This is a genomic window from Mesorhizobium sp. M0306, assembly GCF_040321655.1.
Taxonomy (GTDB): domain Bacteria; phylum Pseudomonadota; class Alphaproteobacteria; order Rhizobiales; family Rhizobiaceae; genus Mesorhizobium.
Genome location: NZ_JAMYRY010000001.1, coordinates 173,024 through 198,408 on the forward strand (window position 1 = coordinate 173,024; position 25,385 = coordinate 198,408).

Here is a 25,385-nt window from a genome sequence, read left to right on the forward strand (position 1 = left end):
CAAGAGTATGCCGCGGCAAAGCTCGGACCGCGGGATCACAGGCCCAATCGCAGTGGCTCGGTCATGCCGGTCAGAACGGATTCCAGGTCGCGCGCTGGGTGAGCTTGAGGTAGCCGAGATTGACGCCGAGACGGGCGCCGACGCCGGTACGGATCGGCACAAGCAGCACATTGTTGTTCTTCAGCACGTTGAAACCGACGCCGGCGACGACATAGGCGGAGCCGGCGACGCCGCCAAAACGGTTATAGAGGCTGCTCACATCGTCGAGATTGTAGACCAGCATCATGACGCGCGAGCCCTCGCCGCCGAAATCCCAGCCGAGCGACGGGCCTTGCCAGAACACTTTGTGATCGCCGGCATTCTTGGTGTAGAGCGTGCCTTCGCCATAGGTCAGGCCACCGATCAGCGCCCCGGACCCCTCTTCGCCGAGCAGATAGCCGTTCGGCAGGCCATAGGTGGCGAAAATCTTCTCGACGACGGTGGCGAGCCCGCCCGATGTCGCGCCGAAGAATTTATGACCGGAATCGACGATCTCCTGTGCGGTGTATTCGTCGGCCCGCGCGGCCGATGCCGAAAAGGCGACAAGGCCGATCAGGGCGATCGTCATTGAGATGACACGGAAAAAAGTCCGGTCGTAGAATCGGGAAACCATGCTTCCAATCTCCGTCAGGGAGCACTTTCGCCGACGCCTCGCACCCGTACGGCTCTTTGGCGGCCGTTAAGGATGACTGTTAGGGGCAAACTATGCCGTAATCCTTTTTCAACCATTAAACTCTCACATGAAGATGGCGGTTCGAAGGCTGTTTCACATCGCCCGCGCAGCACCCTGCTGCGTGAACACACCATTTTCGACAATCATGATTTTGGATTTGTTGCTGCACGCACAAGCGCTGTGTATTCAGAATGCTTGGGAGAGAGCGTGATTCGTGTGGACAGGCGTGATCATGATCGCCCGGTCATTGTGTTGTGAAATTTGCAGGGATTTTTGCCGATGGCCGAGCTTTTCACCCTTTCCGCACCCGACCTGGCAGCGCTGCTGTGCAGCCGGGTCTGCCACGACATCATTTCGCCGGTCGGCGCCATAAACAACGGGCTTGAGCTGCTCGACGAAGGCGGCGCCGACGAAGACGCCATGAAGCTGATCCGCCAAAGCGCCAAAAACGCCTCCGCCCGTCTGCAATTCGCCCGCATCGCCTTCGGCGCCGCCGGTTCCGCCGGCATGCTGATCGACACCGGGGACGCCGAGGCCGTGGCCATCGCCTTCCTGAAGAACGAGAAGCCGGAACTGATCTGGAACGGAACCCGCGCACTGTTGCCCAAGAACAAGGTCAAGCTGCTGCTCAACCTCATCCTCGTCGCCAACGCCGCGATTCCGCGCGGCGGCAGGCTGGTGGTCACGCTGGAGAACCTCGAGACCGAGCCGCGCTTTGCGCTCAAGGCGAGCGGCCCGATGCTGCGCGTGCCGCCCAAATTCCTGGAATTGCATTCCGGCCACAGGCCGGAAGAGCCGATCGACGCGCATTCGGTGCAGCCCTATTACACGCTGCTCCTGGCCCGCGAAGCCAACATGACGATTTCGATCCATGCGACCGCCGACGAGATCGTCCTTTCTGCAGTCTGAAGTTCTGCTAAGAGCCGGGAAAGTATTTTCTCCAAATCATATTTGCGGCGTCGTCTTAACATCTGTGGGACCGGCTTGCAGATTGATTGCGTGAAGCATTGCGAAAGAAGATTTCGCTTAAAACACCTTCAGGAAAATTTTACCTAACGGCTTTTCGGCTTCTTTACCAGATCGGCCTATGTTCCCCGGCAGATGCCACGACGCTGCCGGTTCGCCACATGGCAAAGAGGGTCCGGAAATGAAACGCTGCATGTTCGTCGACAATTCGAGCGTCATCAGGAAGGTTGCAAGGCGTATCCTGGGCGGTTCCGGCATGATGGTGATCGAAGCCGCCAGCGGCCATGAGGCGATCGAGATGTGCGCGGCCGACATGCCTGATATCATCGTCGTCGACGGTGCCTTGCCGGACATGCAGGCGCAGGATCTCATCCGCCGCGTGCGCGCCATGGAAAGCCCGGTATTGCCGCAAGTTTTGATTTCGCTGGTCGAGGTCGACGTCGGGGCGATCATGCGGGCAAAGCGCGCCGGCGCCCAGGGCTACCTACTGAAGCCGTTCAACAGGCCGCAACTGCTCGAGTGCTTCCGCGCCTTGAAGATTGCCGCCTGATCAGAGCCTGTTCCATTCCGATGAAAGTCGGATGAGCTCTATCTCGTTGTTTTACCAGGTTCTTTTCCGAAAAACCGGCGCCCACTTTGGGATCATGCGCTTGGTTCAGGCGCTGACCCGGATATCTTCAGGCTCGCGCAGCACATAGCCGCGGCCCCAGACGGTCTCGATGTAATTCTGCCCGCCCGACGCGGCGTCGAGCTTCTTGCGGAGCTTGCAGATGAAGACGTCGATGATCTTCAGCTCCGGCTCATCCATGCCGCCATAGAGATGGTTGAGGAACATTTCCTTGGTCAGCGTGGTGCCCTTGCGCAGCGAGAGCAGCTCCAGCATCTGATATTCCTTGCCGGTCAGATGCACGCGCTGGCCACCGACTTCAACGGTCTTGGCATCGAGATTCACCACCAGGTCGCCGGTGGTGATGACCGACTGGGCATGGCCCTTGGAACGCCGCACGATGGCGTGGATGCGGGCGACCAGTTCGTCCTTGTGGAAGGGCTTGGTCATGTAATCGTCGGCGCCGAAGCCGAGGCCGCGCACCTTGTCCTCGATGCCGGCCATGCCGGAGAGGATGAGGATCGGTGTCTTCACCTTGGAAAGGCGAAGTGTTCTTAACACTTCGTAGCCCGACATGTCGGGCAGATTGAGGTCGAGGAGAATGATGTCGTAATCATAAAGCTTGCCTAGATCGACGCCCTCTTCACCAAGGTCGGTCGTATAGACATTGAAACTTTCTGATTTCAGCATCAGCTCGATGCTTTGTGCGGTTGCACTGTCGTCTTCTATCAGCAGAACGCGCATTTCATTCCCCTTTTCTGCTGCCGGACCATTTCACGACCCGTCCAGGACCGGAGCAGTGATTGCCTGAGCAGAGGCTGCCATCGAATGGTTAATAAAACCTAATTCCCCGTCCGTGACGGTATCAGATTTTTTAACCCCTTTCTACACCTTATTGAATCCAATAACGAATCACAGACCCAACCGTTAATACGACACATTAACAAGCCAGACTAAGTGACTCTTCAGACTCGTTGGCTGGGTTTCGCGACGAGACGCAGAATTTTTACCCGCCCTTAAGTCCTGAGCCGTATGATTAACAATGCCCGTAAACGAATGGTTACCGCCGGCAAAAAACTTTAGGAGTTTGTTTCCCATAGTTCCGGGAAAGCCGGTGGAAACGGGTCAAGCCTGGGCCTTGCCGGGTGAATTGGACGATATGTGCAGGTGTGCGTTTCCGGGAGTACCGAATCATGAAGTCACGTGAAAACCTCGTTCGGCTGAAGCAATTTCAGGTGAGCGAGAAGCGGCGGCAGCTGCTGCAGCTCGACATGATGATCGCCGAATTCGAGCGCATGGCCGTCGAGCTGGAACTTCAGATCGCCGCCGAGGAGAAGAAGGCCGGCATCACCGACATCAATCATTTTGCCTATCCGACCTTCGCCAAGGCGGCACGTCTGCGCCGCGACAACCTCAGAAATTCGCAAAGCGACCTCGCCCAGCAGCGAAATGTCGCCGAATCATTGCTTAGCGAAGCCGAAGCGGAGCTTTCCAAGGCCGAGATGCTGGAATCGCGCGACACCAAGGCGCGTGACACGGAAGCCGGCGGCCGCAGCGCCATGATCGGCTGAAAACAAGGCTTTAACGCGCGCCGCGCTTGAGCGCCATTGCTGCGCACCGAACCGTGCCCGCCTCAGGCACCCAGATCTTCCTGCTGTTCCGCCGCCCGCGCGCGCGCATTCTTGATGTCGGGCACATGCTGCTCCGACCAGGCTCTGATCTGATTGAGCAGTCCTGCCAGGTTCTGGCCAAGTTCGGTCAGCTCATATTCGACCCGCGGCGGAATGACCGGGAAAACCTCGCGCCGGACCAGACCGTCGCGTTCCAGGATACGCAGCGTCTGCGTCAGCATTTTCGGCGTGATGCCTTCGAGCTTGCGCGCCAATTCGCCATTGCGGAGCCGGCCCTGGCGCAACGCACAGATCACCAGGTAGACCCATTTGCTGGCGAGCGTCTCAAGCACGGCGTGCGACGGGCACGTCCGTCGGAACGCGTCATAACCAGAAGGGAAACAATCATCGCTATCCATGAGGTGCGTATATATCATAAAGGTACATACTAGACAATAGAATGTAACTATCCAAATGATAGTGGCATATCAAACCAGCAGGAGAGCCTCCATGCGTGCCATTATCCAGAATTCCTTCGGCGGACCCGACGTCCTCGTCATTGCCGATCGCCCCGCGCCATCACCCCAGGCTGGCGAAGTGCTCGTCCGCATCGAGGCGGCCGGCATCAATCCGGTCGACGGCGCAGTGCGCGGCGGCCACTATCCGCTGCTTGGTGAGCCGCCTTTTGTCCTTGGCTGGGACGTTTCGGGAATTGTCGAGGCGCTGGGCTCCGGCGTCTCCGGCCTCAAGGTCGGCGATGCCGTCTTCGGCATGACGCGCTTTCCCAAACAGGCGGCAGCTTACGCCGAACTCGCCGCTGTCCCGGCTGATGAGCTTGCGCCGAAACCTGAAGGCATAGATCACGCGCAAGCCGCCGCGCTGCCGCTGGCCGGCCTGACGGCCTGGCAAGGCCTTGTCCGCCATGGCCGGCTCGAACCTGGCAAGCGCGTGCTGATCCACGCCGGAGCCGGCGGCGTCGGCCATCTGGCGGTGCAGATCGCCAAGGCGCACGGCGCTTACGTCGTCGCAACCGCCAGCCCGGAAAAGCTCGATTTCGTCCGCTCGCTCGGCGCCGACGAGGTGATCGACTACACAAGGGATGATTTCACCGGGAAGGCCCGCGACATCGATCTGGTTCTGGACCCGTTCGGCGGCGAGCATGCGGAGCAATCGCTGGAAGTGCTCAAGGCCGGCGGCGTTCTGGTATCGCTGCTCGATGTCAGCGATGTCACCAAAGCAAAGGCCAGGACGCGAGGCATCCGCGTCGAGCGCATGTCCGTAGTGCCCGACCGTGCCGCTCTGGTGGAGCTCGGCAAATTGATCGACGCGAAAAAGCTGGCCGTCCACGTGGCAAAGGCGTTTCCGCTCGAACAGGCAGGTGCCGCCCATGCCTTCCTCGCCACCAGGCCGATCGGCAAGGTGGTGCTGACGGTCTGAAATTGCAGATCGTCGCCCCTTGCAAACGTAAGGGCGCGGATCGGCGCCCTTACCGGCCTAATGGCGGTATTGCTGGATGCGCGTGGTGCGCAGCCCGGCAAGGCCGTATTCGTCGATCGACGCTTGCCAGGACAGGAATTCCTCGGTGGTGAGCTTGTAGCGCTGGCACGCCTCTTCGAGGCTCAAAAGCCCCCCACGCACCGCCGCCACAACTTCGGCCTTGCGCCGGATAACCCAGCGACGTGTGTTTGTCGGCGGCAGATCGGCGATGGTAAGTGGGCTGCCGTCTGGCCCGATAACATATTTGACTCGCGGTCTAATTAGATCGGTCATCGTACTCTCTACAAAAAACTCAAAGACCCAATCCCCACCACATTACCGCCACAGCTTTAAAATTTGCCTAAGCAGACCCTAATGGTTAGGTAAGGATCATGAACGCGGCGTTAGTCTTTTCATCGGCATTTGAGACATCTGCCGGCAAGCGCGTTGAACCCGCCCGGAAAAATGAGCCGGCCCGGCAAAGCTGGCGCAGCCGGGACGCTTGACCTATATTCCCGCCATTGGCATTGAAGCGCCGCGCAGAACGAAAGAACCATGAATAGCCTCGATCTTCCCGGACGCCCAGAAAACACCCGTGTCGTCGTCGCCATGTCGGGCGGTGTCGATTCGTCGGTCGTTGCCGGTCTCCTGAAGCGCGAGGGCTACGACGTCGTCGGCGTCACGCTGCAGCTTTACGACCACGGCGCGGCAACGCACCGGGCCGGCTCATGCTGCGCCGGCCAGGACATCGACGATGCCCGCCGCGTCTCCGAGACGCTCGGTATCCCGCATTACGTCCTCGATTACGAGGAACGCTTCCGCAAGGCAGTGATCGACCCGTTCGCCGAGAGCTATGTCGCCGGCGAAACGCCGATCCCTTGCGTTTCCTGCAATCAGACGGTGAAATTCGCCGACCTTCTCGCGACCGCCAAGGAACTCGGTGCCGACGCGCTAGCGACCGGCCACTACATCCGTTCCGGCGCCAATGGCGCCCACCGCGCGCTTTACCGGCCGGTCGACGCCGACCGCGACCAGAGCTACTTCCTGTTCGCCACCACCCAGGCGCAGATCGACTATCTGCGTTTTCCGCTCGGCGGCCTGTCGAAGCCTGAGGTTCGCGCTATCGCCGAGGAGATGGGGCTGACGGTTGCTGCCAAGCAGGACAGCCAGGACATCTGCTTCGTGCCGCAGGGCAAGTATTCCGACATCATCGCCAAGCTGAAGCCGGCTGCCGCCAATCCGGGCGACATCGTCCATATAGACGGGCGCGTGCTTGGCCGCCACGAGGGCATTTTGCGCTACACCGTCGGTCAGCGCCGCGGCATCGGCATCGCCTCGGGCGAGCCCCTCTACGTCGTTCATCTCGACGCCGACCGGGCCCGCGTCGTGGTCGGCCCGCGCGAGGCGCTGGAGACCCACAAGATCTTCTTGCGCAACATGAACTGGCTGGGCGATGGCCCGCTGACCGCTATCCCGGCGACCGGGCTTGAGCTTTTTGCCAAGGTGCGCTCGACGCGGCCGCCGCGCCCGGCCGTGCTGCATCACCGCGCCGGTGTCACTTCGGTGGAGCTGGTCGACGGCGAATCCGGCATCGCGCCCGGTCAGGCTTGCGTGCTCTATTCCGACGATTGCAACGAGGCGCGCGTGTTCGGCGGCGGCTTCATCGAGCGCTCCGAGCGCGGCGCCGAAGCCGAGGCGATGCTGACGCGGCTTGCCATCCAGCCGGCGCGGGTTCCCGCCGAATAGACGGCGTTTTCGCTTAGGGCCTGGTGTGGGCGACGGTGCCGGCGGTCAGGATGCGCAGCACCCTGATGGCTTCCTCGCCGCTGGTGCGCGGTTCGGCCCGTGTCTCGATGCAGTGGATGAAATGCTCGAGCTCGCGCGTCAGCGGCATGCCCTCGCCGACGGCCACATAGGACGGCTCGTTGGCGGTGAACGCCCATTGGCCGCTGTCCTGCCACACCGCGTGGCGGTAGACGGCAAGCTTGCGCTCCCACGGCTCGACGTCGTCGAACACGGCCATCGCCTTGGTGCCGACCACGGTCAGCCGCCGCTCGCGGTAAGGGTTGAGCCGCGAGGCGAACAGATGGCCGCGCAGGCCGTTGGGAAAGCGCATGTGCAGATGCGCAAAGTCGCTGAGATTGTCGAGAAGAGCAGCGCCTTCGCCGCGCACCTCGACCGGCTCGGTGCCGGTGATGGCCAGGATCATCGACAGATCGTGCGGCGCCAGATCCCATAGCGCGTCGTTTTCGGTGTGGAACTTGCCGAGGCCGAGCCGATGCGAATGGATGTAGCGGACCTCGCCGAGCTCGCCATTGTCGATCAGCGCCTTCAGCGTCTCGAAGGCGGGATGGAAGCGCAGCACGTGGCCGACCATGAAGACACGGCCATTATCGGCGGCCGCCTGCACCGAGCGCTCGGCATCGGCCACCGTCAGCGCGATCGGCTTCTCCACCAGCACGTCCTTGCCGCCGAGCACGGCGCGCACCGCCATGTCGGCATGGAACTGCGGCGGCAGCGCCATTACGATGGCGTCGACATCGTCGCGGGCAAACAGCGCCTCCGGCTCGATCGCCAGGCAATCCTGCTCGCTGGCAAAACCCTCCGCACGCGCAGGGTTGACGTCCGAAACCGCGTGCAGTGCGCCGAGCGCCTTGAGGGTGCGGATGTGGTTGCTGCCCCAGTATCCGCAACCGAGGACTGCAATGCGCGGTTTCATCAATTCCTGACCATGGCTTTCGTGGCCGAGACATAGCGACGTGCCTCGCTGAACTCAACCCCGGCCTGTGCGCCCAAATGTCTGCCCGGCAAAGCTTTAGGCAGGCAGAATATGCCGGCGCGGCAGCCACTTCGATGCTTGACAGGCTTGGCCTCGCAACCTTATATCCGCGCGACCTTGGCGAACGCGCCGATATGCCTGCCGATTTAAGCTGGATTTCGGGCCTTCGCCGCCCTGGCGGGGTAGCTCAGTTGGTTAGAGCACGGGAATCATAATCCTGGGGTCGGGGGTTCAAGTCCCTCTCCCGCTACCACCCTAAACCCACTATCGTACGTAATAGTGGGTTCATGCCTGTAACCTCCGGCTTCCATGCGTTCCCCAGCATAACGCGCTTGGGGGAATGTGTTCCCGCCGATGAGGGCGGCAAGCTTGCCTTTGACCTCGATTTCAAAACCCTCTCGCGACCCTTTCGGGTGGATCGTCACGCTGTGTACAAGCGCGCGGAAACTCTTCGCCAAAGCGCCCCGATCGTCGTCCGCCTCAGCGTGATGAGCTAAGACCGCAGCCAGCGCATCGACCGTTTCGACATGCTTTTCTATTGTCGTTGGATGGAGAGTGAGGGTTGATGGCGCCTCTTCAAGATTGGCCAGTTCCGCCTCGGCCTCAAAACGTCGAGCTTTGAGTTCGGCGATGCGTTCCCGAGCATCGTCATCGTCAATCACACCCTTGACTACCAGATCAATGTTGCGCTGCCGCTCACCTTCGATCCGCGCAATCTTTATCCCAAGGGCACTACGGGCGCTGGTCGCACGAACAGCCAATCGTCGACGCTCTTCATTATAACTCCGCACATAGACCTCGATAAGACGCGGGTCTTTCAACTCGTCACGCATTCCATCCAACACGGCATGCTCTACACTCCGTAGGTAGATAATACGACGATTGGAGCAGCTGCCGCTCTCGCGAACTGCCGAGCAGCGGATTCGCGTTTTGCGAACCGGCCTCGTGGCCGACCCTTCTCAGCCGCGGCAGGAAAGGCTTCAACACGGCCAACAGCGCGTCGGGATCGGTCAAGGCCGTCGCCTGCAGCTGCACCTCGCCGCGATCATCGACGACGCACACCGCCGTCTCATCCATCGCAACATCCAGTCCACAAAAGAATTCCATTGTTCGCCTCCTGCGTTGCTTCACAGGCGCAGATCTTGCCGCCGAGTCGCCAGCCACCACCAGTCGCGCCGCGGCCGACGCACAGCTTTGCCGTCCCGCCAGGCGCCCGCCCCGATTACCGGCGGCCGTCCCTCCCGTCCCGCTGTCCCGCTGTCCCGCTCCCGTCCTTCCCGTCCTCCGCTATCTCTCCCCGTCCCCCTGAAACAACCCTCCCACTGCAGTTCCCGCGACGCAACAGACCGAAATGCGCTTGACCAGGAATGCCACTGCCAACGTGATGCTATGGAAGGGCACTGGACAAACAGGCTATCTGCGGCGGGTCTCGCAGCCGGACACACAAGCTATCGGGCCGAGGCTCGACCGCAGTTAAGTCAACTACGGCAACGTTCGTCGGCGACCGACTGTTGGGCGAATGAATCGCCGCGAACACTGCCTCTGCCGCAACATTCGCGTCACGGTCGCTACGCATTGCAACGTCATTCCGGATGTCGCCCGTGCGCGAAAACCGGCGAATGGAGGGCGCTCGCCATTCACCATGCGTGGGAGGTTCCGCGCAAATAGCCGACGCCGAATGGGTGAGCCAAGCATGCAGACATCATTGTCATGGTGCTGCGGACGACAGTGCATAAACGACCTCACTTGATTGGCAATGGATTTGCCGTGTCACCGTTGGCGGTCGAGGGGCCGCCCCGCGCGATCGAGCATCCGATCGATCTTGCTCGCCATGATGAAATCGTTCTCGTGCAGTCCTTTGATCTTCTTGGTGCTCAGGGAAACCGTCACATAACCCCAGCCGAAGCTGATGTCGGGGTGATGGCCCTCGGTTTCGGCGAGCTCACCGATCTCCCGAACAAGGGTGAGCGCGTCCCGGAAATTGCGACATCGAAAGCTCCGCTGGATGCGGTGGGCATCGTCACCCAGCTCCCAATCAGGAGCCTGTGCCTGGAAGCGTTGGGCTTCATCACGCGTGAGCGGCGGGACGCCGCCGCGACAAGGCGTACATGTTTTCTCGGCAAGAGTGTCGGTCATGTTCTTGTCTCCAAGACCATTTTTAGCAGCAAATACGACAGCGACGAGCCTATCGATCGATCTCCCCGAACACGATGTCGAGCGAACCGATGATCGCCGAGATATCGGCTCGCATGTGCCCGCGTCGCTGGCCTTCCGTCGTCCTGGCTATAGTCTCAGGCGCCGCTCAGTAGTCCATTCCGCCCATTCCGCCCATACCTCCCGCGCCACCCATAGCGGGCGAAACCTTCTGCGGAATGTCCGCGATCATTGCTTCAGCGGTGATCAGGAGCGCGGCAATCGAGCCGGCATCCTGCAGGGCCGTCCGAACGACCTTGGCGGGGTCGACGATACCGGCCTTGATCATGTCGACATAGACTTCGTTCTGGGCGTCGAAGCCCTGATTGTGATCCTTGCTGTCGGAGAGCTTGCCGACGACGATCGAACCTTCAACGCCAGAATTCTCGGCAATCTGCCGGATCGGCGCTTCAAGTGCTCTCAGCACAATCGAAATACCTGCCGTCATGTCAGCATTCGCGCCAGTAAGCTCAGTCAAAGCTGCCTTGGCGCGCAAAAGCGCAACACCGCCGCCGGCAACGATGCCTTCTTCCACGGCTGCACGAGTGGCGTTCAGCGCATCATCGATGCGGTCCTTCTTTTCCTTGACTTCCGTCTCGGTCGCGCCGCCGACGCGAATGACAGCAACGCCGCCAGCCAGCTTGGCGAGACGTTCCTGGAGTTTCTCCTTGTCATAGTCGGAAGTGGTTTCCTCGATCTGCAACTTGATCTGCTGGACGCGCGCCTGGATGGTGGTCTTCTCGCCGGCGCCGTCGATGATCGTCGTCGTATCCTTCTCGATGAGCACGCGCTTAGCCCGCCCGAGCATGTCGATCGTGACGTTCTCGAGTTTGATGCCGAGATCCTCGGAAATCATCTGTCCGGCGGTGAGCACGGCGATGTCTTCCAGCATCGCCTTGCGGCGGGCACCGAAGCCAGGCGCCTTGACGGCCGCGACCTTGAGGCCGCCGCGCAGCTTATTGACGACCAGCGTCGCCAGCGCTTCGCCCTCGACGTCCTCGGAGATGATCAGCAGCGGCTTACCGCTTTGCACCACAGCTTCGAGGATCGGCAGCAACGCCTGCAAATTGCCGAGCTTCTTCTCATGGATGAGAACGTAAGGGTCCTCCAGCTCCGCGCGCATCTTCTCGGCATCGGTGACGAAATAGGGCGAGAGATAGCCACGGTCGAACTGCATGCCTTCGACGACATCGAGTTCGGTTTCGGCGGTCTTGGCTTCTTCGACGGTGATCACGCCCTCATTGCCGACCTTGTTCATCGCCTTGGCGATCATGGCGCCGACCGACGCGTCGCCATTGGCGGCGATCGTACCAACCTGGGCGATCTCGTCCGAAGATTTGACTTTCCTGGCCCTGGCTTGAATGTCCTTCACCACAGCAGCCACAGCAAGGTCGATGCCGCGCTTGAGATCCATCGGGTTCATGCCCGCGGCAACGAATTTGGCACCTTCGCGCAGGATGGAAGCGGCCAGCACCGTGGCTGTCGTCGTGCCGTCGCCGGCGAGGTCGTTGGTCTTCGAGGCCACTTCGCGCACCATCTGGGCGCCCATGTTCTCGAACTTGTCGGCAAGCTCGATTTCCTTGGCGACGGCGACACCATCCTTGGTGATGCGCGGCGCGCCATAGGCCTTGTCGATGACGACATTGCGGCCTTTGGGGCCGAGCGTCACCTTGACGGCGTTGTTCAGAATTTCGACGCCGCGAAGCATCCGGTCGCGGGCATCGGTAGCGAATTTGATTTCCTTGGCAGACATGATTTTACGTCCAGTTCAGTCTCGAAATTGCGGGATCGGAAATCGCCCGGTCAGGCGGCTTTCTTGGCCGCTTTGGTCTTCTCGACGATGCCCAAAATGTCGCTCTCCTTCATGATCAGGAGGTCCTCGCCGTCGATCTTCACCTCGGTGCCGGACCATTGGCCGAACAGGATGAGATCGCCGGCCTTGACGTCGAGCGGGATCAGCTTGCCGCTCTCGTCACGCGAGCCCGGGCCCACGGCGATCACTTCGCCTTCCCGAGGCTTTTCCTTGGCGGTGTCGGGAATAATGATCCCGCCCTTGGATTTGGTATCGCCTTCCGCGCGCCGAATGACGACGCGGTCGTGGAGTGGCCGGAATTTCATTGGGGGTTCTTTCTGCCGCCGCACATAGAGCGACTGCAACACTTAACATAGCCCCTTTGGCACTCGAATGATAGGAGTGCCAAATTTTTAATTCCTCAAACCGAAAATATTTGAAATGTAAATCAGTCGTTGTTACCGGCGCTTTTGGCCGTCCGAAAGGCGGAGCCATAAGCAATTTTATTGTAATTCATCCCTCTTAATTTTGCCGACAACAGACTATATTAATCCGCAATTACGAACCAAACCTATTGAGCCTTGATTGAATGTGCATCGAGAGATATATACAGTTCGCGAAAATTTGGCACGATTTGGGCTTTCCCGGTCCCGATCGACATAGGTCCGCGACCTTCGACCCACCATGAAGCACCGAATTTTCGACAGCGAATGTATAGCGCTTATCCGGCGCGCATGTCGCTCTGTTCGAGCCTTTGAACCACGGCGCTGACCACGGATGTACTGGCAGCATTGGGATCTTTCCGGTTCGGATGGAAAAGATGCAGGTCGGCGTGCTCCTGCGGAAAGCCGCACCCCCTCATGCAACGCAGCCTCCCCGCGTGGGGAGCGCTTGCCTGCGCTACGGCGGCGGCTTTCCATGCGAGCCGCTTCAAAAATGATGCTGCGAAACGGCTCCGGCTTTATCCGACGAACGCCTCACGCATCCGAGCGAACATGCCGGGCTGTCTCCCGGCAATCGCCGCACGGATGTGACGGGCGGCCGTTACGGCGCTCACCGTCGCGCCGAAATGACAATAGCAGATGATCTCATGCAATTGCCTGTCGGTCAGTTCGAAGAACCGCTTCGCTTCGCCGTAGTTGTCGTTTTCCAACCCGGCGGCGCGGAGGACAGGATCCTCGAAAGCGACTGAGATCGGCGAGCCGTCGCCGCGCATGGCCCCGCGTGATCTAACCGGCTGATACTCGGTCTGGTGTAGCGTCGAGAGTCGCCGGTCAGGGTTCCGTTCAAGGAGCTCCGCCCAGCGTTCAAGACGTTCGCTGCGCGACATGGCCTGGCGCAGGTAGTCCTGATCGATCTCGGCGACGATCTGCAGTTGCTCAAGCGTCTGGTGCTTCATTTTAGCCTCCTATTCGGACGATAGTTGGCCCACCCATATCCTTCTTATACCTGCGGCCAGCGTGACTCCGACCGATCGTGAAGTCCAATCACGATGATGCTGGGAGGGCTTCCCCCCACGAAAATGCGGAGGCTTCGCAAAGATCCGGCCATTAATTTGGCGAACGCGGTCAAATGCGCGGCTGTTCGACGATGTCGGTCTGGAGTCCGTGCCGATCGAGGTGATCGACGGGCAGAGTCTGTGCTGGAGTAGCCCGGCTCATCGCTGGCCGGGCAGCGGGATCAAGCGAGTGGCAGTTTAGGTTCGAAACCGCCGAAGGCCGGGCTGATGCGAGTTCTCCGCCCGGTCGTTGGGCCCTTGTGGCTCCAGTGTACGACTTCCGGCATGACCTGGCGCCTGGCTACTCCGTAGGATCGCAGTTTGTCCGTGTCGAAACCATTATCGAAGTTACCCGGCCCGATGGCGGAGTGTTGCGGATTGCGCGATCCAAGGACCGGTCCGTCCATCAACCAACAAGTTGAGCGGAAGCCACCTCAAAAACGGTCCAGGCTGTGCGTCGTCAGGATGGTAGCCGAACCAGCGAAACAGCCAACCAGGTGTCCCTTCCTTCGACCTTTAGAGACTGAGCAGTCAGCTGCCGCCAAGCGAGAATGACGATCGCTCTCACTGCTGCGGCGCTGGTATCGGTGTGCCGCCAAACCAACCAGCCGCATACGCAATCACGACCAATACCACGATCACGGATACCACGCCGTACCAGAGGCGCCTGTCCTTGAGATAAATCGTTACCTCGTGCCCGCTACGTGTTGGCCACTGGGCGAATTCCTTGAGCCTTTGGCCGTCATTTCCCAGATGAGCGACCCATTTGCCCTCTGGTAGGCACACAGTAGGCTGGATAAGGGGTCTTTGAGAAGCGCGCAATACGACCGCGCCGGCATGATCGCCAGCGGCTGCGACCGGCGGCTGCAGGCGTGCTCGACGAGTAGCGTTGCGGCATGGATGTCAAAAGATCGGCGATGCCATCCAGCACCTGTGTGATCGATGCGGCGCGCGTTATCCTGATCTTCCAGCACGGCTCCGCGCAGCCGCACCCCTCATTAGACCGTTTCGAGACGGCTGAACCGAACCGGGATGAGTTTGCGAGTCTTCAGTTGCCCTGCCGCATCCTTGTCGATGACCGTCAGCAACTGCGCTTCTCCAGGTCCCACGGGCAGGACCAGGCGTCCCCCCGGTTTGAGCTGCTCAAGCAAAGCCGGCGGTGTCCGCTCAGCGGCCGCGGTGACCAGGATCTTGTCGAATGGGGCGTGCTCAGGCCAGCCGCGAGACCCGTCTCCGACACGAATGCCGACATTGGAGAAGCCGAGACCCCGCAGGAGAGCCTCGGCATGGCTTGCGAATTCCTCGATGATTTCGACGCTCCAAACTTGCCCGGCAAGGTCCGCGAGGATTGCGGTTTGGTAGCCTAGGCCGGTGCCGATCTCGAGCACTACCTCGTGCGGTTGCGGCGCAAGGAGATCGGTCATGAGAGCAACGATGAAGGGCTGCGAGACGGTTTTATCAAAGCCGATCGGCAGCGGCATGTCTTGGTAGGCATAAGGCGCAACTGATGCTGGCACGAAGAGGTGCCGCGGTATCCGCCTCATCGCCGCCAATACCCGCTCATCGAGCGCCACCTTGCCAAGTTCTTCGCTTGCAAGATCGGTGTGAATTGCAATCATCTCGACCATGTGCCTGCGTAGAACCGCGAGGTGCTCTTCGTTCATCGGCTTCATGACGGTGGGGCGCTCCTCAACCAGTCTGCTGCCTGATAGCCTTATACCCTGTTCGTCTTGTCACAGTAACCATGTCGTCGAGAACGCGGCTTCGGTTGGGGCGGGTTGTACCGCCCTGCTATTTCGGCGCCGTCCTTGGTGCTCTCCCGTCCCTCGCACCAGGGTGGAACGGCGTGCGCATCAGAAGCTCGCCAGCCAGGCGACAACATCGATATAGCGGATCGCCAGCCAGTTGAGCACCAATAGGCCGAAGGCCAAAACGACGCCGAACCCTGCGCTGTCGCTCACCGGCTCCATCCCGTGCTGATCGTGCGTGATCTGGCGATTGACGATGACCGAACCTGGGCGAGCCAGCAGCGCTATTCGCGCTGCAGGCCGGCCATACGATAATCAGCGTTAGCCCGCGTGGCGCTGCTGAGAAAAACCGGAATTTCGTGATGGCTTGCCGCAGCCATTGGCGCGGCACTGGGGGACTGGCTGTCCTTCTGGATCGGCAAACGGCTTGGAAAGCGGGTTTCGCACTATTGGCCCTCTCCTGTTCTTCGAGCGGTGGGGGGTCGCCGGCGCTTCTTCGGTCCCTTGCGTGCATCCGTACCCTTGGTGGCGGGCATCTGCGCTATGCCCGCTCTGACGTTTCAGTTTGCCAATATCGCTTCGGCTCGCCGGAGTTCGTAGCCGACGTTGCACGGTTTTTCGACGTCACGAGAGGACACGTCTTGCTCGCCGGTCCCAAGACGATCGCGAGCGTTCCGGATTTTGCTCGCGCGGATCGGGAACTTGTCGTCGTTCGCTCCAGTATGGATCCCGAGGACACGCTCAAGCGCTTTGCCGGCCGTGTCGTCTTCATCGGCGGCGGTCCACCGGTCTGGGACGCCTACGCGCGCTTCGTCAGCCACTGGGATGTCACGCGGCTGCCCTATGACGGGCCGGCGGACCGCTGGTTCGATGCAAGATGGCTTACGGGGGTGGCGAAGTTGCCAGAAATCACCGCGACCAATGAAGGCGCGGCTCGTATCGATCTGGGATTATTTAGACCACCTCGCGACCCAAGTTCCAGACCGCATTTTATGCAACTTTACATCGAACACAGAACCGACAGCGGTGCAGCTTGCAATTTTTTCGCCGAACGGCGTCACACGGTGATGGTCGTGCAGCACCAGCCCGCGCACAAAACGATCGCGGACTCCTTCCTGCAACTGGCGCAATCCCCCGAAAGTCCTGCGGAACCGTTGCGGAGGCCTTCACCTCGATACCGACGACCCGACCGCGTCGATCCTCGATCACGACGCCGACCTCGTCCTGATCCTTGGTCCGGTAGTGTGAGAAAGACACCCGTCGCTCTGACCACCATGCGAGCTTCAGGAATTCCGACACCACGAACCTCTCGAGCAAAGCACCGAACCGCGATCGGTCCTACGTTCTTCGTCTACGGCCGCTCACAAGATTGTCAACAATCTGAGAAAGTTTTGTTGACAGGTGATTGATTTGAGCCTTCACTCACAAAAGTCCGCGTATCGGTCGAGTTCTGTCGCAACAATGCGCGGCCTCCAAAGGGGAAAGAACAATGATCAACAGACGTTCAATAATCACATCCGCGGCGCGCGGCGCCGTCTCCGCGCTGGCAATCATGGCCGGCGGCACAATCGCGGTGCACGCCGCCAACAAGGAACTCAAGATCGGCTTTGTCGGCGTGACGAGTGGCGCGGCCGCTGCGTGGGGCACATCCAACGTCCGCTCGATGCAGACGCGCGCCGCCTGGATCAACGAAACCGGCGGTGTGAAGATTGGTGACGAGACTTATGACATCAAAATCGTCACCTTCGACGACCAGAAGGACCCGAAGCGGGCGATCGCCGGCATGGAGAAGATGGCCCAGGAGGGCATCCACTATGTCGTCGGTCCGAATGTCGACGACGGCGCGGCGGCGGTGCGTCCCGTGGCAGAATCCAAGGGCATCATCTATTTTCCCTACGCATTCCCGAAGGAACTCTACACCCCGCCGGCGTCCAACGCCGTGCTCGGCATGATCGCCAACTACCAGTCGGCTCCGGCGATCTACAAATATCTCATGGAAAACAGGGGCGTGAAAAAAGTTGCCTTTGTCGCCGCCAACGAATCCGATCCGCTGAGCCAGCGGGATGGCGGTGTTGCCGCGGCAAAGGCGCTCGGGCTCGAGGTTGTGGCTGCCACGGATGTCTACCAAAACGATACCCGCGATTTCACGCCGGTACTGACGCCGATCGTTTTGCAAAAACCGGACCTGCTGGTGCTTTCGGGCGTCGCGCCGGGCAATGCGCCGCTGCTGATCCGCGCCGCGCGCGAGCTCGGCTACGAAGGCCTGATCTCCACCGAAACGGCGCAGGATGCCAAGGTGCTGGAAGAGGGCGCGGGCGAGTTGGCCAACGGCTTCATCTCGGTCGGCGGCGCATCGACGCCCGAAATCGCGTCCGACACGATGAAGGAGTTCGTCGAACGCTATACGAAAATGTTCGGCGAATACAATGACGAGTCCAACACCAAGATCTACGCGCTCGAATACATCATCGAGACGCTGAAGGCGAACCCGGCCGCGATCGACAATGTCGAGGAGTTCAAGAAGACGATCGACACTTTCTCGGCGCCCAATCCCTATCTGAAGGACGATGCCAAGCTGACCTATGTCGGAATGACGTCGTTTGGCCAGAAGCGCCAGCTTTCGGTCCCGATGGTGGTCACGGAATACCGCGACGGCAAGTTCGAGACGCTCTTCGTCGCTCAAGTCGATTGACGCAACTGCACCGAAGCGGATTGCCGCAGAGGCTCGAGCATTCGTCTTCAGCCTCTGAACGGCCGGAACCATCCTGATGGAACAAATCATCGCCAACGGGCTTTATCTTGGCGCGCAATACGCCTTGATCGCGCTCGGTCTGACCCTGATCTTCGCGCTGATGAACGTGCTTAACTTTGCCCATGGGCAGATGTACGTTCTCGGCGGCTTCGTCACCTATACGGTCTATGGCCAGCTCGGCATGCCTTTCGTCGTCGCGCTCGTCGCGTCCGGGATCACGCTGCTGGTCATTGGAGCGCTTGTTGAGAAATTCCTTTTCAGGACGGTGATTAAGCGAAGCGTGCGGGAGGAAAGTACGATGCTTCTCGCGGCGGCGGTCGCATTCTTCCTCGACGCCGTGATCCTCCTCCTGTTCGGCGAAAAGCAGCGCGGCGTGCCGAAGATCGTCAAAGGCGTCTTCGTCTCCGACAGCCTCATAATGCCTTACGACCGGCTGCTGGTCGGCGCACTCGCCATACTGTTCATCGCCTCCTTCGTGCTTTTCATGCAGTACAGCAAGCCGGGACGCGCCATGCGGGCGCTGGCGCAGGACCGGGTCGCGGCGCAGCTGATGGGCGTCGAGGTCGACCGCTATTCGATGATCGGCTTTGCGCTCGGCGCCATGCTTGCCGGCATGGTCGGCGGGCTGCTGGTCGCCATCACCGGCGTCAATTCGGGCATCGGTGGGCCGATCTCGATCAAGGCGTTCTTGATGGTGATGATCGGCGGGGCCGGCGTGGTCAGCGGAGCGATCGCCGGCGGCTTCATCCTCGGCATGATGGAATCGGTCGGCCTGACGGTCCTACGCCAATATGGCGACGTCACTTATCTCGTCATCTTCGCCGCGCTGATGGTGTTCCTGAGCATCCGCCCGAACGGGCTCATGGGCAAGCCGTGGGGATGATGGACATGAAGCGTACACGCAACATCCTCGCCGTCGCTGTCTTCCTGCTGGTCGTACTCGTCGGCGTGCCCTGGCTGATCGAGGCGACCGGTCGGCTCGACCTCTACTACACGCTGACCTCGGTCGCGCTGCTCAGCATCGCCAGCGCCGGGGTGTGGGTGACTTTCTACATCGGCCGCATCAATATCGGCCAGGGGGCCTTCGCGCTTATGGGCGGCTATGTTTCGGCCATTCTTGTCGTCCAGTACGGTGTGTCGTTCTGGCTGACACTGCCGCTGGCTGGGCTATTCTGCGCCGCTGCAAGCGTGCTGATCGGACTGCCCATCCTCAGGCTTCGCGGCGTCTATTTCGCCATGGTCACGCTGGTTTTGACCGAAGTGGCGCGGCTGCTCGCGCTGGCGCTGCCGATCACCAACGGAGCCAAGGGCATGGTCAGCATTCCGCTCCCCGGCGGCATCTCGATCTTCGGGCTGACCATCCTTCCAGATTTCGCGACGCTAGCCAATCCGCGTCCCGCCTTCTATCTGGTGTCGGTTGTGCTGATGGTCCTGTGCTTTGCGGCGCTCTACCGCCTAGTCCATTCGCGCATTGGCAAACTCTGCCAGTCGTTGCAGCAGAACGAGGAACTGGCCTCCTCGATCGGCGTCAACATCGCCTATCTGCGCGTTATCGCCTACGCCTTCTCCTCATTCCTCGGCGGTCTCGGCGGTGCGATGTTCGTCGCCATCTCGCAGTCGATCTATCCGTCGAGCTTCACCGTCACCGACTCGGTGAACTTCATGCTGAACTGCTTCCTCGGCGGGCTCGGCCACGTCTTCGGGCCGATGATCGGCACCTTCGTGCTCTATTTCGGCTGGGATTTCCTGTTCGAGACCGGCGAGTTCCAGTTGCTGATCTTCTCTTCGGTGCTGATCGCGCTGATGCTGTTCCTTCCCAACGGCCTGCTCAGCCTCAGGCTGTTCGGCAAGAAGCAGGGCTAGGACCATGACTGAGCTTCTCCAGATCAAGGCCGTGACCAAACGCTTCGGCGGGCTGGTCGCGGTCAACAATGTTTCCTTCGCGGTCCGCGAACGCGAAATCCTCTCCGTCATCGGCCCCAACGGCGCCGGCAAGTCGACGCTGTTCAAGTTGATTTCCTCTTTCCTCAATCCGACCTCGGGCGAAGTGCTATTCCGGGGAGAGCGGATTTCAGGCCTAGCGCCGCATATCGTCGCCCGGAAGGGCGTGGTGCGCACGTTCCAGGAGACGACGATCTTCAAGGGCATGACGGTGCGCGACAATGTCATCATCGCGCATCACCTGCGTTCCAACGCCAGCCTTGCCGGCTTCTATCTCGGCACGAACACCGCACGGCGCGACGAGGATGAATTCGGCCGCTCGGCCGACGAGATCATCGACTTCCTCGATCTCGGCGCGCAACGGCATGAGATCGCCAGCACGCTGCCGCACGGCCATCTGCGCGCGCTCGGGATTGCCATCGGGCTCGCTACCAACCCGACCGTGATTCTGCTCGACGAGCCCTTCGCCGGCATGAACCATGACGAAACCGTACGCGCGGTGGAGATGGTGCGCGACGTGCGGAAGCGCGGCGTGACTGTCCTGCTGGTCGAGCACGATATGCCCGCCGTCATGAACATTTCCGACCGCATCGTCGTCCTGAACTTCGGTGTGAAAATCGCCGAGGGAACGCCGAAGGAAATCCAGGAGAACGAAAAGGTCGTCGAGGCCTATCTCGGCGCCGAAGATGAGGCGATCGGATTTTAGCCATGAGCGAACTGCTGAAAGTCTCCGACGTCGAACTCTACTACGACCATGTCTATGCACTGAAGGGCGTGTCGCTCAACGTCAACGAGGGCGAGACCGTCGCGCTGATCGGCGCGAACGGCGCGGGCAAATCCTCGATCCTGCGCGCCATCACCGGCCTGAAGAAAGTTCGCAGCGGCGAGATTCATTTCCGGGGCCACCGCATCGACGGAACGCGCCCGGACGAGCTGGTCAGGATGGGCATCGCCATGGTGCCGGAGGGTCGGCGCGTCTTTTCCTACATGACGGTGCGCGACAATCTGATGATGGGCGCCTTCACCCGCACCGACAAGGCCGAAATCGCCAGGACGCTGGACATGGTGCTCACGCGCTTTCCGCGCCTGAAGGAACGCTATTCCCAGACGGCGGGCACGATGAGCGGCGGCGAACAGCAGATGCTGGTGATCGGGCGGGCGCTGATGGCCAAACCGAAGCTTCTGCTGCTCGATGAACCCTCGCTCGGCGTCGCGCCGAAGCTCGTCCAGGACATCGCCCGCTCCATCGTGGCGATCAATCGCGACGAAAAGGTCAGCGTTCTCTTGGTCGAGCAGAATTCGCGCATGGCGCTGCGCATCTCGCAGCGCGCCTACGCACTGACGACCGGAAAGATCGCGCTGGCCGGACATTCGGCTGAGCTGCTTGGCGACGACCGGGTCAAGAAACTCTATCTCGGCGGGGAAATATGAAAGCGCAAATGGACATACTCGTCGTCAATCCCAACACCACTGCGTCCATGACCGAAAAGATCGGCGAGGCGGCGCGCGGCGCGGCTTCGGCCGGCACCAGGATCATCGCCGTCAATCCGAAGGACGGGCCGCCGAGCGTCGAAGGCTATTTCGACGAGGTCTTCGCCATCCCGGGAATGATCGGCGAGATCCAGAGACATCCGGCGGCGAGCGCCTGCGTTATCGCCTGCTTCGACGACACCGGCCTCGACGCAGTACGCTGCGTCGGCGAGATGCCGGTGGTCGGCATCGGCGAAGCGGCGTTTCACATGGCGAGCCTAATTGCCGGCAAGTTCAGCGTGGTGACCACGCTGTCGCGTTCGGTGCCGGCGATCGAGCACAATCTGGTGCGCTACGGCCTCGCCAGCCGCTGCGCCAGGGTGCGGGCAAGCGACGTTCCCGTTCTGGAGCTCGAAGTGCCCGGCTCCAACGCCCGCCATCGAATTTCGGAGGAGATCGAGCGCGCCATCCGCGACGACCGGGCCGAAGCGATTGTGCTGGGATGCGCCGGCATGGCCGACCTCGCCGCCGCGCTCAGCCGCGAACATGGCCTTCCTGTGCTCGACGGCGTCGCCTGCGCCGTACAACTCTGCGAGAGCCTCGTCAGCCTTGGCTTGTCGACCTCGAAGCGCGGCGGCTACCAGGTTCCACTCGAAAAATCCTTCGCCGGAATCTTTGCGCCCTTTTCGCCCTCCGGCCGTGTATCCTGATGCGTGCAAAATTGTTGACACTCCCACACAGGATGTTCGATGTCCGGCCGGAAACGCGGTGTTCGCGCCGCTATGCGATCCGGCCGCCGGGACAATGAGACGATGGACCTGCTTGGACCAAAGACACGGGATGGCGACAAGCCGACGATGCGCTGGTTTCCGGTCTATGCCGGCCTGCGCGACGCCATCGTCAGCCACCGCCTCGCACCGGGCACAAAGCTGCCCGAGGACGAGCTCGCCTCGATCTATTCGGTGAGCCGCGCGGTGATACGCGCGGCGCTGCAGGCGCTGTCGCATGACCGCTTGGCTCGGCTCGAGCCGAACCGCGGCGCGTTCGTCGCTCAGCCGACCAAGCAGGAAGCGCGCGAGGTGTTCGAAGCGCGGGCGCTGATCGAGCCCAAGGTCGCGGCGCTTGCCGCCGAAGTGGCAAAGCCGGCCGAGATCGCGCAACTGCGGCTTCATCTCGAAAAAGAGCACGAGGCCCTGCATGCCGGCCGCGACAGCGACGCCATAATGCTGTCGGCAAAATTCCATGTCGGCATCGCTGAAATCGCCGGCCATTCGATCCTGACCGGCTTCGTCAAGGACCTGTTGTCGCGGTCGTCGCTGATCATCGCGCTCTACTGGCGCCGCCGCGACACCACCTGCGAAAGCCACGCCCATCACGCCCTCGTTGATTCCATCGAAAAGCACGACGCAAAAAACGCGTCCGACCTGATGCAAAGTCATCTCATCGACCTTCTGTCGGGCCTTGATCTGTCGCTTGGCGAGAAGAAGCCCGAGAGCCTGTCGGACATCTTGCGCTGATCTCCGCTGTCAAACTCTTCGCCGGAGTTCGCCCATGTCCCCACGTGCTGGGCGTGATCGAAGCAATGCATAGCATGCATCGGTCCATGAGGACTGCTTCTTCGTTCCTGCCGTCATAACAGTAGCGCTCGTTGAGTCCGCGGCGCTGCCCTCCAGCTTCACCTACTCCTGCTGCCGCACAACGGGGCACGCAGTCGCAGCAAGGATTGGGCAAACTGCCGGTTTTTCTTACGGCCTTTAGATACGACCTGATGCGATCGGTCGATGGCCCTCGCGAGAGGCCAGTTCCAGACTGCAATCTTATGCGACTTTCGAAGCACAAAGCGTGCACATCGAACCCGAAGGCGGCTTTGCTACCCGACCCTGGACGCCAGTTTCGCGCCCCAAGGAAACAGCGATCAGCAGCGTGGCATTGGAGGTCTCGGTTGGGGCCGGAAGCAGACTGTCCGCTTTCCGAAAGCGACGTGAAAAAGCAGCCTTTTTCTGGAAGTCTAATGCTTCAGTATCTGGCTGAGGAACAACTTCGTTCGATCATGGCGCGGGTTGCCGAAAAACGCGTCGGGCATGCCCTCCTCGACGATCTGCCCAGCGTCCATGAAGATCACCCGGTCGGCGACCTTTGCGCCGTTCCCTGGCAATCAGGCGCAGCCCCAAATTAAGAGCAAAAAGATGCGAACTAACCTTGCCGCGCTCCCTGAGCAGCGCGGCCACCAGCAAATTGCCAAGCCCGTGCTGGTGCTGCAGTGGTTCGATGTCTTGCCACGCCTCCCAGGCAATCGCCGCGGCCAGCACGGCCGGGATGTTGTCGCCGCGCAGCCGCTCAACGACGGCGAGCCAGTCGGCCAGCCGCTGGTCCTCGTTCCAGTCGAGATCGCGGATCAGCGGCCCGAGACCGTCCGGCAAGGCCTCCCGCGCGTTTGCCCCTTGCCCTTCCGTCTGGACCTCCGGGCTGTCCGCGGCGCGCGGCGCGATTTTTTCGCTGGCCAGCAGTCGGCCGGAGCGGGCCAACACGGCGTCGATCTCCGCCAGCTCTTCGGCAAGAGCGTCCTCCTGGCCGGTGTCTTCGGCAAGGCTTTCGTCGACGTCGTAATCCGCCCCACCGGCCGCCGTCCCTGAATCGGGACGGGAGCCAACCTGCCCCGCGCTAGACCGGTCGCCGCCGCCCTGCCCTTCGCGGCCGCGCAACGCCAAAATGCCTACGCGGGAAAGCGCCCAGTCGGGTGGGTGCAAAAGAATGCGGCGGCGGGTGCGCAGCACGGCATGCGCCCGGGTGAGCTCGTGGCTCGGGATGCGGATGTCCATATGGGCGTCGTGCAGGACGAGGTCTTCCATGTGGACGAGTTCGCCTTCCAGCCAGAGCGCCGCGGCCGCGTCGGCAAAATGCTGGCGTTGCAAAAAACCGTCGCGGACAGGGCTTTTGTACACGCGCTCATCGAGGCGGGCCACAAGGTCTTCGGCGCGTGCGAGCGGCCCCAGCAGGGTGTTCAGCGGCAGAGTGGTGAAGTCGTAAGCCATTGATTCTTTTGTAGCCGATTCGCGTAGCGGAAGCTATCTCGCCATTTAGTTCCGTCACAGCGGATTATCTCCGCAGCATTCTTCACTATCGATAATTACCTCTTATCGATACTTGGACAATTACAATAAGACAGCCCAGTACTATTTTCCCGGCTCTTTCCGGCCGAGACCCATCAAGAACAACACTGCATTTTTCCGATCATCGCCTTTGGGACCCCAGACTCGTGGGTTGCTGCTATGCCGCATGCCGTCGATAGTAGAAGAAGGCGTCGTCGATAGTGGGTGTTGCGATGTAGCGGTCTCCCGCTACCAAAATTCAGATAAGTAATTGAAACAACGAGCAAATCGTGGCGCCGCAAACCCTTCGCGCGCCTCGGCAGATTCCGGCAAGGCTGGAGTCGAGTTGAGCCAAGAGCGGACGAACAATGCGAGGCGTCTCAATGGCAATTCCGACGTCACGTTCGACACGCGTCGATTGATCCGGTCGAGGCGGCGAGTAACCGCCGCTTGCTTTCGCTCTTCGGCATCCGCCGGCAGGAACGACGCGAGCGCAGCCTCGGCGACCAGGGACAGCGAGACCTCGCGCCCCCAGCGTAATGCTCGAAGCAGAGCGGTCGCTCTATTCTGCCACCTCCTGCAAAGCCGCATTCAGTCGCGATCGACTGCATCGCTCTCAAGAAGACGCTCGGCGGCGGAAACGGTCAAAACGCCTGCTTTTTCGCCGGCAGCTCAGCCGCTTTCCGTCGAAGGGTGAACCCGTTCCCTAGTCCGAAATGGTTACTTGCGCTGCAGCTAATGTAGTTACAATC

General features: G+C 60.9%; 22 protein-coding genes, 1 tRNA gene and 6 pseudogenes. 14 read left to right on the forward strand and 15 right to left on the reverse strand.

Translation table 11 applies throughout. The features are described 5' to 3' along the window. Positions 1-70: 70 nt before the first annotated feature. Complete coding sequence (locus tag NKI95_RS00935) at positions 71-607, reverse strand: DUF1134 domain-containing protein (protein ID WP_292660010.1); 537 nt, start codon at positions 605-607, stop codon at positions 71-73. A 384-nt stretch (positions 608-991) separates the two neighbouring features. On the opposite strand from NKI95_RS00935, the gene chpT reads away from it, so the two are divergent. Together chpT and NKI95_RS00945 are read left to right on the forward strand one after the other, a co-directional pair. Continuing rightward, positions 992-1,621 (forward strand): histidine phosphotransferase ChpT, encoded by a 630-nt coding sequence (chpT, locus tag NKI95_RS00940; RefSeq protein WP_352713314.1) that lies wholly within the window; start codon positions 992-994, stop codon positions 1,619-1,621. A gap of 238 nt (positions 1,622-1,859) precedes the next feature. After that, the gene (locus NKI95_RS00945; RefSeq protein ID WP_352466765.1) at positions 1,860-2,228 is read left to right on the forward strand and encodes a response regulator; all 369 of its coding nucleotides are present in this window, start codon (positions 1,860-1,862) and stop codon (positions 2,226-2,228) included. Between the two features lie 105 nt (positions 2,229-2,333). Here the strand turns inward: NKI95_RS00945 and ctrA are convergent, their stop codons facing one another. Then, positions 2,334-3,029 carry a response regulator transcription factor CtrA gene (gene ctrA, locus NKI95_RS00950; RefSeq protein WP_006203583.1) on the reverse strand — a complete coding sequence of 232 codons (696 nt, stop codon included), beginning with the start codon at positions 3,027-3,029 and terminating at the stop codon, positions 2,334-2,336. Between the two features lie 449 nt (positions 3,030-3,478). On the opposite strand from ctrA, the gene NKI95_RS00955 reads away from it, so the two are divergent. After that, a complete protein-coding gene (locus NKI95_RS00955; RefSeq protein ID WP_023719275.1) occupies positions 3,479-3,856 on the forward strand; it encodes a flagellar export protein FliJ in 378 nt (125 codons plus the stop codon). A 62-nt stretch (positions 3,857-3,918) separates the two neighbouring features. Here NKI95_RS00955 and NKI95_RS00960 read toward each other — a convergent pair whose 3' ends face one another. Next, the gene (locus NKI95_RS00960) at positions 3,919-4,314 is read right to left on the reverse strand and encodes a winged helix-turn-helix transcriptional regulator (protein ID WP_352466764.1); all 396 of its coding nucleotides are present in this window, start codon (positions 4,312-4,314) and stop codon (positions 3,919-3,921) included. Between the two features lie 91 nt (positions 4,315-4,405). On the opposite strand from NKI95_RS00960, the gene NKI95_RS00965 reads away from it, so the two are divergent. Further along, the gene (locus NKI95_RS00965; protein WP_352713317.1) at positions 4,406-5,332 is read left to right on the forward strand and encodes an NADP-dependent oxidoreductase; all 927 of its coding nucleotides are present in this window, start codon (positions 4,406-4,408) and stop codon (positions 5,330-5,332) included. A gap of 57 nt (positions 5,333-5,389) precedes the next feature. Here NKI95_RS00965 and sciP read toward each other — a convergent pair whose 3' ends face one another. After that, positions 5,390-5,665, reverse strand: a complete 276-nt coding sequence (sciP, locus tag NKI95_RS00970; RefSeq protein WP_023679563.1) for a CtrA inhibitor SciP — start codon at positions 5,663-5,665, stop codon at positions 5,390-5,392. A gap of 261 nt (positions 5,666-5,926) precedes the next feature. Between sciP and mnmA the strand changes: the two genes are divergently transcribed. Continuing rightward, on the forward strand, positions 5,927-7,117 hold the full coding sequence (gene mnmA / locus NKI95_RS00975; protein WP_352713319.1) for a tRNA 2-thiouridine(34) synthase MnmA: 1,191 nt from the start codon (positions 5,927-5,929) through the stop codon (positions 7,115-7,117). 13 nt (positions 7,118-7,130) lie between these two features. On the opposite strand, the gene NKI95_RS00980 is transcribed toward mnmA, so the two are convergent. Further along, positions 7,131-8,090, reverse strand: coding sequence for a Gfo/Idh/MocA family protein (locus NKI95_RS00980; RefSeq protein ID WP_352466761.1), 960 nt, complete (start codon positions 8,088-8,090; stop codon positions 7,131-7,133). Between the two features lie 236 nt (positions 8,091-8,326). On the opposite strand from NKI95_RS00980, the gene NKI95_RS00985 reads away from it, so the two are divergent. Beyond that, positions 8,327-8,403 (forward strand) — tRNA-Met (locus tag NKI95_RS00985). A gap of 680 nt (positions 8,404-9,083) precedes the next feature. On the opposite strand, the pseudogene NKI95_RS00990 reads toward NKI95_RS00985, so the two are convergent. The 8 genes and pseudogenes from NKI95_RS00990 to NKI95_RS01025 all read right to left on the reverse strand — a co-directional run. After that, positions 9,084-9,257: pseudogene (locus NKI95_RS00990) on the reverse strand (IS110 family transposase); the annotation flags it as partial. Positions 9,258-9,920: 663 nt separating this feature from the next. Further along, on the reverse strand, positions 9,921-10,286 hold the full coding sequence (locus NKI95_RS00995) for a 4a-hydroxytetrahydrobiopterin dehydratase (protein ID WP_352713322.1): 366 nt from the start codon (positions 10,284-10,286) through the stop codon (positions 9,921-9,923). Between the two features lie 49 nt (positions 10,287-10,335). Continuing rightward, positions 10,336-10,410, reverse strand: a pseudogene (locus tag NKI95_RS01000) (NADH-quinone oxidoreductase subunit D-related protein); the annotation flags it as partial. 42 nt (positions 10,411-10,452) lie between these two features. Then, positions 10,453-12,096: a chaperonin GroEL gene (gene groL / locus NKI95_RS01005; protein WP_352713323.1), complete on the reverse strand. Its 1,644-nt coding sequence runs from the start codon at positions 12,094-12,096 to the stop codon at positions 10,453-10,455. A 50-nt stretch (positions 12,097-12,146) separates the two neighbouring features. After that, on the reverse strand, positions 12,147-12,461 hold the full coding sequence (locus NKI95_RS01010) for a co-chaperone GroES (RefSeq protein ID WP_352466759.1): 315 nt from the start codon (positions 12,459-12,461) through the stop codon (positions 12,147-12,149). A 635-nt stretch (positions 12,462-13,096) separates the two neighbouring features. Then, a complete protein-coding gene (locus tag NKI95_RS01015; RefSeq protein WP_292659986.1) occupies positions 13,097-13,534 on the reverse strand; it encodes a hypothetical protein in 438 nt (145 codons plus the stop codon). 303 nt (positions 13,535-13,837) lie between these two features. Further along, positions 13,838-13,962, reverse strand: a pseudogene (locus NKI95_RS01020) (IS6 family transposase); the annotation flags it as partial. A gap of 669 nt (positions 13,963-14,631) precedes the next feature. Next, positions 14,632-15,306 (reverse strand): protein-L-isoaspartate(D-aspartate) O-methyltransferase, encoded by a 675-nt coding sequence (locus NKI95_RS01025; RefSeq protein WP_352466757.1) that lies wholly within the window; start codon positions 15,304-15,306, stop codon positions 14,632-14,634. A 662-nt stretch (positions 15,307-15,968) separates the two neighbouring features. Here NKI95_RS01025 and NKI95_RS01030 point away from each other — a divergent pair. From NKI95_RS01030 to NKI95_RS01070, 8 genes and pseudogenes are all read left to right on the forward strand, one after another. Then, positions 15,969-16,268: pseudogene (locus tag NKI95_RS01030) on the forward strand (diacylglycerol kinase); the annotation flags it as partial. A 602-nt stretch (positions 16,269-16,870) separates the two neighbouring features. Continuing rightward, the gene (locus tag NKI95_RS01040; RefSeq protein ID WP_352713326.1) at positions 16,871-18,073 is read left to right on the forward strand and encodes an ABC transporter substrate-binding protein; all 1,203 of its coding nucleotides are present in this window, start codon (positions 16,871-16,873) and stop codon (positions 18,071-18,073) included. 76 nt (positions 18,074-18,149) lie between these two features. Continuing rightward, complete coding sequence (locus tag NKI95_RS01045; protein ID WP_352713329.1) at positions 18,150-19,016, forward strand: branched-chain amino acid ABC transporter permease; 867 nt, start codon at positions 18,150-18,152, stop codon at positions 19,014-19,016. A 5-nt stretch (positions 19,017-19,021) separates the two neighbouring features. Further along, entirely contained in the window at positions 19,022-19,996 is a 975-nt protein-coding gene (locus tag NKI95_RS01050; RefSeq protein ID WP_292659991.1) for a branched-chain amino acid ABC transporter permease, read from the forward strand. Between the two features lie 4 nt (positions 19,997-20,000). Beyond that, entirely contained in the window at positions 20,001-20,780 is a 780-nt protein-coding gene (locus tag NKI95_RS01055; RefSeq protein WP_352713331.1) for an ABC transporter ATP-binding protein, read from the forward strand. A gap of 2 nt (positions 20,781-20,782) precedes the next feature. Then, complete coding sequence (locus NKI95_RS01060) at positions 20,783-21,505, forward strand: ABC transporter ATP-binding protein (RefSeq protein ID WP_352466752.1); 723 nt, start codon at positions 20,783-20,785, stop codon at positions 21,503-21,505. 8 nt (positions 21,506-21,513) lie between these two features. Next, positions 21,514-22,254, forward strand: coding sequence for an aspartate/glutamate racemase family protein (locus NKI95_RS01065; protein ID WP_023722329.1), 741 nt, complete (start codon positions 21,514-21,516; stop codon positions 22,252-22,254). Between the two features lie 102 nt (positions 22,255-22,356). Then, a complete protein-coding gene (locus NKI95_RS01070) occupies positions 22,357-23,061 on the forward strand; it encodes a GntR family transcriptional regulator (protein ID WP_023722328.1) in 705 nt (234 codons plus the stop codon). A 491-nt stretch (positions 23,062-23,552) separates the two neighbouring features. Here the strand turns inward: NKI95_RS01070 and glnQ are convergent. Together glnQ and NKI95_RS01080 are read right to left on the reverse strand one after the other, a co-directional pair. Continuing rightward, positions 23,553-23,693 (reverse strand): annotated as a pseudogene (glnQ, locus tag NKI95_RS01075) (glutamine ABC transporter ATP-binding protein GlnQ); the annotation flags it as partial. Positions 23,694-23,733: 40 nt separating this feature from the next. Beyond that, positions 23,734-24,576, reverse strand: a pseudogene (locus NKI95_RS01080) (RHE_PE00001 family protein); the annotation flags it as partial. Positions 24,577-25,385 lie beyond the last annotated feature (809 nt).

What these genes read in the sequence shown, in the direction of transcription:
- NKI95_RS00935 (WP_292660010.1), bottom strand. Translation starts at nt 607, where the DNA reads ATGACGATCGCCCTGATCGGCCTTGTCGCCTTTTCGGCATCGGCCGCG.
- chpT (WP_352713314.1), top strand. Translation starts at nt 992, where the DNA reads ATGGCCGAGCTTTTCACCCTTTCCGCACCCGACCTGGCAGCGCTGCTG.
- NKI95_RS00945 (WP_352466765.1), top strand. Translation starts at nt 1,860, where the DNA reads ATGAAACGCTGCATGTTCGTCGACAATTCGAGCGTCATCAGGAAGGTT.
- ctrA (WP_006203583.1), bottom strand. Translation starts at nt 3,029, where the DNA reads ATGCGCGTTCTGCTGATAGAAGACGACAGTGCAACCGCACAAAGCATC.
- NKI95_RS00955 (WP_023719275.1), top strand. Translation starts at nt 3,479, where the DNA reads ATGAAGTCACGTGAAAACCTCGTTCGGCTGAAGCAATTTCAGGTGAGC.
- NKI95_RS00960 (WP_352466764.1), bottom strand. Translation starts at nt 4,314, where the DNA reads ATGGATAGCGATGATTGTTTCCCTTCTGGTTATGACGCGTTCCGACGG.
- NKI95_RS00965 (WP_352713317.1), top strand. Translation starts at nt 4,406, where the DNA reads ATGCGTGCCATTATCCAGAATTCCTTCGGCGGACCCGACGTCCTCGTC.
- sciP (WP_023679563.1), bottom strand. Translation starts at nt 5,665, where the DNA reads ATGACCGATCTAATTAGACCGCGAGTCAAATATGTTATCGGGCCAGAC.
- mnmA (WP_352713319.1), top strand. Translation starts at nt 5,927, where the DNA reads ATGAATAGCCTCGATCTTCCCGGACGCCCAGAAAACACCCGTGTCGTC.
- NKI95_RS00980 (WP_352466761.1), bottom strand. Translation starts at nt 8,090, where the DNA reads ATGAAACCGCGCATTGCAGTCCTCGGTTGCGGATACTGGGGCAGCAAC.
- NKI95_RS00995 (WP_352713322.1), bottom strand. Translation starts at nt 10,286, where the DNA reads ATGACCGACACTCTTGCCGAGAAAACATGTACGCCTTGTCGCGGCGGC.
- groL (WP_352713323.1), bottom strand. Translation starts at nt 12,096, where the DNA reads ATGTCTGCCAAGGAAATCAAATTCGCTACCGATGCCCGCGACCGGATG.
- NKI95_RS01010 (WP_352466759.1), bottom strand. Translation starts at nt 12,461, where the DNA reads ATGAAATTCCGGCCACTCCACGACCGCGTCGTCATTCGGCGCGCGGAA.
- NKI95_RS01015 (WP_292659986.1), bottom strand. Translation starts at nt 13,534, where the DNA reads ATGAAGCACCAGACGCTTGAGCAACTGCAGATCGTCGCCGAGATCGAT.
- NKI95_RS01025 (WP_352466757.1), bottom strand. Translation starts at nt 15,306, where the DNA reads ATGAAGCCGATGAACGAAGAGCACCTCGCGGTTCTACGCAGGCACATG.
- NKI95_RS01040 (WP_352713326.1), top strand. Translation starts at nt 16,871, where the DNA reads ATGATCAACAGACGTTCAATAATCACATCCGCGGCGCGCGGCGCCGTC.
- NKI95_RS01045 (WP_352713329.1), top strand. Translation starts at nt 18,150, where the DNA reads ATGGAACAAATCATCGCCAACGGGCTTTATCTTGGCGCGCAATACGCC.
- NKI95_RS01050 (WP_292659991.1), top strand. Translation starts at nt 19,022, where the DNA reads ATGAAGCGTACACGCAACATCCTCGCCGTCGCTGTCTTCCTGCTGGTC.
- NKI95_RS01055 (WP_352713331.1), top strand. Translation starts at nt 20,001, where the DNA reads ATGACTGAGCTTCTCCAGATCAAGGCCGTGACCAAACGCTTCGGCGGG.
- NKI95_RS01060 (WP_352466752.1), top strand. Translation starts at nt 20,783, where the DNA reads ATGAGCGAACTGCTGAAAGTCTCCGACGTCGAACTCTACTACGACCAT.
- NKI95_RS01065 (WP_023722329.1), top strand. Translation starts at nt 21,514, where the DNA reads ATGGACATACTCGTCGTCAATCCCAACACCACTGCGTCCATGACCGAA.
- NKI95_RS01070 (WP_023722328.1), top strand. Translation starts at nt 22,357, where the DNA reads ATGGACCTGCTTGGACCAAAGACACGGGATGGCGACAAGCCGACGATG.